Below are 4,949 nucleotides of genomic sequence, written 5' to 3' on the forward strand. Positions count from 1 at the left end.
TATGAGTTACGAATTTTCTTAGAGGAAAAAGTGCGATCGCCATTATGGGGGTACAAGTATCATCAGAACAGAAAACCGGGTTAAGCTTAAAAGTCTTATTCTGCAAGGATTTTGTAGAGGATTGTAGTAGTTGATTTTTCAAGTTACCAGGTAGCTTAACGAGAAAACAAAGGTTTTGCCTAACGGCACGCTCCACGAACAGCGGTGAAATAATTTTGTATTATTTATGTAACAATGCTTAACCTGGTTTTCTGTTCCAATGATGTTCCTACCCCAGTATGCATGGCACTTTAACGAAAAGGATGGGCTGTACCATCCAGTGAAATAACTTACCCTCAATGGTGATTTATCATCTGTCATTGTATGGGTAAAATAGATAGTGCAGAAACAGCCATTATCAAACTATTTCCTATAACCTTTATGCACTCTCGAACGAACGTCACAATATGAGTAAACAGCCATCGAGCAATATAAATATCCTAGAAGCTGCGTATACTTTAACAGTAAACCAAAAAGTTTTTCAGAGAAGAGCGATCGCTAATCACTCTTACGTATACTAAAGTGCTATAAACTACTAAATTCATAATTAATGCTTATACTGCCCTGAAAGGGTAAGAAAAATGAAATGATGAAAGTAGTGTGTAGCATATTGGCTGAAAGAAATTGACTGTTTCATCAGAAGAACTAGCTTTAACAGACTCAGAAACCCTTGAAGAGGTTATTGAGTGTTTAGTAGAAAATTTCTCCATTAAAACTCAGGGAGTATGTGACCAGCAAACCTTATTTGAGATTCTTATAAAAGCAGCCAGCAGTGGAGATAGTATTGAGAATACAGCCAAATTACTAAAGAATATTCCCACAGCTAATGATATTAGATATCATCTTAATAAAATCAACAATTTTGAGGAGTTAGAGACACGAATTAATCAAGCGTTGAAAAGTCGAATTCCTTTGGGTTTAAAAAAAGGATGTTTAAAAATAGCGATTGATTTAAATTTAATTGGTTATTATGGTAAGCCAACATTCTTAGAATTACCATACATATATAAAAGTGAAGCCAAATCTGGTACTCATTCGTTTTATGCCTACGCAACTTTATATGTTATTAACAAAAATAAGCGTGTAACTCTAGCCGTCAGAGGTGTTCGCAGACCTTGTTACTAGTGTAGCGATAATTACTTATTTATTGGCAGAGCTTGAATCCTTTAAAATAAATGTAAAAAAACTTTATTTAGATAGGGGATTTTTTAATACTCCTGTAATCAGATGGTTGCAAGCATTAGATATTCCATTTATGATGCCCGCTATCAAGACGGGGTAAATCTAGTGAGCTTGTTACAAGGGGCAAGATAGACTGAAAGTCTTGCCGTATATCCTTTTCAGTTATCGGTTTCTATTGAATTGTCTAGACATAGTTCGCGTTCATCTGCCCAAGTTACCACAAGATGGAACGAAAGAATAAGGGTTTTAGCCATGTTCCTTCATACTACAAACTCAGATTTTGTACTACTTGCCCCTGGTAACAAGCTCGCTAGGTTTACCCCAACCAGTGAGTTTACCTGCACCATCAAGTGTTGATATACAAGGAGAACTTAATGCCCTGCGTGAGATACTGGTAAACTTGTCAAGTTTAGACCGTCGCAAAATTGACAATGCTATTGCTGATGCGGATGAAGAAATCAACAAACCAAAACCAGATAAAAATGAAGTGGGTAAGGCATTAGACCGAGCTTTTGATTATGCCAAAAAGGCTGAGGGATTTGCATCTTTGATTGAAAAACTTAAACCCCACTTAACCAAAACAGTGGCTTGGTTAGGTGACAATTGGCACAATTTACTGAATATCGTTAATTTAACTGTTTAACACTCTTTAATTAATTGTGAGGCAAGAGAGAATGACTGACAGCGGGATGCAAGGAGATAATCGCAGCATCACAATTGAAAAGGATGCTATCAGCAGTGCCATTATTTCCGGAAATGGCAATAAGGTTGTTATCTATCAGTATCAATCAGAACGTTTAATTGAACCTGAGGAAACTCAGGTGCCAGGAGAAATTGGTCCCAATCCTTATAAGGGACTATTGGCTTTTCAGGAAGAAGACGGCGATCGCTTTTTTGGACGAGAGGCACAAATTGAAAAGCTGTGGAATTTGTTTCGCGCTCTCCATGAAAATATGACTCAGCCAGAAGCACCATTACGCTTACTGCCGATTTTAGGACCATCTGGTTCTGGAAAATCTTCCCTAGCACGAGCAGGTTTAATACCAGAATTAGCACGGCGTTCTCTACCTGGTTATAGTCTTGCACGGGTAGCAGTGCTTGTCCCTGGAACTCATCCTGTGGAAGCTTTAGCGACGGTGTTAGCAAGGGTGGCGACTAATGACCAAACCCCTGTGGAGAAAACGAAGGAGTTTGAGCGGGTATTAAAAGGAACTAGTAATACTACTACAGATACAATTATTTATGATGGCTTACGGCGGATTGCTAATGTCCTCCCGGAGATTGCTGTATCGCCGTTGGTGGTATTAGTAGACCAATTTGAGGAAGTTTACTCCCTTTGCAAAGATACTACGGAACGCCAAATATTTATTGAGAACTTAATTCATGCTGCAAGCGATCGCTCTGGCTGTGTATCAGTAATTATCACCCTCCGTAGCGATTTTTTAGGAGAAACCCAAAGACACCCAGCTTTGAATCAGGTAATTGCATCTAAAGGTGTAATTGTCCCAGCGATGAGTGAAGAGGAACTGCGACGGGCGATTACGAAACCAGCAGAAAACGCCGGACATCCTTTAGATGAAGCTGTAGTTACTCTGTTACTTAAAGATACAGACGGAAGGGAGGGAGCTTTACCCCTGTTGCAGTTTGCTTTGACTCGCATTTGGGAGGGGCTGAAAAAAGGCGTTGAACCCGTGAAGACACTAAGAGATATTGGCGGTGTGGGGGGAGCATTAGCACAAGAAGCAGAACGTATTTTTGATAGTCTTAATGATGAAGAGCAGAAAATAGCTCGACGGGTATTTTTAGGATTGGTGCAGTTGGGAGAAGGAGCGAGCGATACTCGTCGTCGAGCGAATGTTGATAATTTGGTTAGTTACAAAGAGCAGCCAGAATCTGTCAAAAGGGTGATTGACAGATTTGCTCACCCTGGAGTGCGATTGGTGACTGTTTCCTCTGAAAAAGGAATAGAAACTGCAGAAGTTACCCACGAAGCATTGTTTGCTAATTGGGGGAAAATGAAACAATGGCTAGATAGCAGCCGCAGTGATATTCGCTTTGGGCGGCGGTTGGAAGCAGCAGCGGTTGAATGGAAACAAAAGAATAAGTCGAAAGGTTATTTATTGCAGGGAAAACAATTGCAGGATGCTCAAGTATTTCATAAACAGCAAAATCCCAATTTAACGCTATCACATTTGGCTAGTGACTTTATTCAGAAAAGTGTTAATTATAGACGGAATTATTACTTAAGGTTAATTGGGTTTGTTTTTATTCCTATAATTTTATTCACCATATCTGCCGAAAGACAGATGCGAATTAGCAGATACTGGAGTATATACAATACTGCAAAAGTACAAAAAGATAGTTCGTCCAAAATTTTGGCGCTCCAAGAACTGGTAAAACTCGGTGTGGACTTAAGTAATGTTAATCTCAGGAACGTTGACCTCACTGGGATAAACTTCAGTGGTGCGAGCCTCAATGGTGTCAATCTCAGCGGTGCAAGCCTCAATGGTGGGAACCTCAGCAATGCCGACCTTAGTCGTGCGAACCTCAGCAATGCGAACCTCCGTGGAACTAAACTCAACAAAACCAATTTCACTGGTGCTACCATGAACGATACTGACCTATCAGCAGCGGATCTTAGCGATGCCCAGCTTGAAGCTGCTATTATCAGCGATGTCAACTTAGAGAATGCCAATCTTAATAGAACCAACTTTAAAAATGCTCAAATAAATAGCGCTAAACTCAACGATGAATACTTAGATAATGCTTTATTGTGCGCTACTACTATGTTTGATGGAAAGATATCTAACCGCGACTGTCTAGATATAAACACTATTACCTCTTCAGCTAATACTAATATTCGACCTCCAATAAATTCTCAAGTTTGTATTCCTGGACACAATGGAAAAGAAGTTCAAAAATCTCTAGCGATTACTTTAGCAAAGGCTTTAGAGATAGCAAAGTGTAAGAACCAGGGTTTATCTCCGAAAATTGGTCTTGAAGTTACTCTTTGTTATTACGACTTACAAGAAGCAAAAGAGCTAGTACGTGTTGCTGAATCTAGTGTAAACTATGCTCGTGCTATTTTAAGGGACGCTCAGGCTTTAGAAGAAGCTGGGGTGGGTACAAGATTTGATGTTTTGAAAAGTCAAGTTAATCTAGCAACAGGTAATCAAGCACTGATTAATGCTAGAACAAAGGAAAAAATAGCGAAAATTCGCTTATCTTTTCAATTAGGTTTTCCGGACTCAGTTACTTTGTTGAAAGTAGACCCTGTGAAGCTAGGTGGTCTTTGGAATTTACCACTAGAAAAAATTATTGATCTTGCTCAAAAAAACAGAAAAAAACAGCAAAAGCAGCACAATCAAATCAAGTTAGAAGTTCAAGAAATATTTATTAGCCTGCAATCTAGTTTTGATATAGTTCAAAGCTCTAACGCATCTTTGGTTCAAAATAGAGAATCTTTACGTATAGCAAGGTTAAGATTCCAAGCTGGGGTCGGTACTCAAAAGGACGTTATAGAATCAGAGGAAAAACTAACAATATCCGAACGTAATCAAATTAAATCGATTATAAATTACAACCGAGCTTTAGCTCAGTTGAAACGAGCGCTTTCTCCTGATAACTAGACGATATCAAAAGGTATCGGCTCAATAAGCAGGGCAAACGCATCTAAAATTAAGCTTTAAGGGATTGACAAAAATACTCCTACACGGGGTAAATCTAGC

General features: G+C 39.1%; 3 protein-coding genes. All 3 read left to right on the forward strand.

Features of this window, described 5'->3' with window-relative positions:
• Positions 1–663 precede the first annotated feature (663 nt).
• On the forward strand, positions 664–1,164 hold the full coding sequence (locus VB797_RS15650; protein WP_323238626.1) for a hypothetical protein: 501 nt from the start codon (positions 664–666) through the stop codon (positions 1,162–1,164).
• Positions 1,165–1,501: 337 nt separating this feature from the next.
• Positions 1,502–1,864 (forward strand): hypothetical protein, encoded by a 363-nt coding sequence (locus VB797_RS15655; protein WP_323238627.1) that lies wholly within the window; start codon positions 1,502–1,504, stop codon positions 1,862–1,864.
• Positions 1,865–1,895: 31 nt separating this feature from the next.
• Positions 1,896–4,850, forward strand: coding sequence for a pentapeptide repeat-containing protein (locus VB797_RS15660; protein WP_323238628.1), 2,955 nt, complete (start codon positions 1,896–1,898; stop codon positions 4,848–4,850).
• The last annotated feature ends 99 nt before the right edge of the window (positions 4,851–4,949 follow it).

Source organism: Rivularia sp. UHCC 0363 (assembly GCF_034931125.1).
In the GTDB taxonomy this organism is placed as follows: domain Bacteria; phylum Cyanobacteriota; class Cyanobacteriia; order Cyanobacteriales; family Nostocaceae; genus Rivularia.